The organism is Amphritea pacifica, assembly GCF_016924145.1.
Taxonomy (GTDB): Bacteria; Pseudomonadota; Gammaproteobacteria; order Pseudomonadales; family Balneatricaceae; genus Amphritea; species Amphritea pacifica.
In genome coordinates this window covers 1-282 of the sequence record NZ_JAFFZO010000209.1, presented here as the reverse complement: position 1 = coordinate 282, position 282 = coordinate 1, and the positions used below count along the sequence as shown (strand labels likewise).

At 54.6% G+C, this 282-nt stretch carries 1 protein-coding gene; it reads left to right on the top strand.

The genetic code is table 11. The features are described 5' to 3' along the window. Positions 1-9: 9 nt before the first annotated feature. A partial coding sequence (locus JW499_RS22085; RefSeq protein WP_205212557.1) for an alpha-hydroxy-acid oxidizing protein occupies positions 10-282 on the top strand: 273 nt, incomplete at its 3' end.

Below are 282 nucleotides of genomic sequence, written 5' to 3'. Positions count from 1 at the left end.
AAACCGGGCATGAAAACTATCATCAACCCGTTTAGCCCAACGGATAGCAATATCATCCGGGAGTTTGGTATTGCCTGCGCCAGAGACTATGTATCACTGGCGCAAAGGTTTATCCCGGCGGATATTCTGGCCTTTATCAGCGGTGGCAGCGGCCAGGATATAACCCTGCACAACAACGAAACAGCATTTCATCGCTGGGCGATTACCCCGAGAGTAATGCCCGCCCCCGAAAACGCCACTACCGCCCGTTCAATCACCAGGCGGTGTTCCCGCTCGATGCGG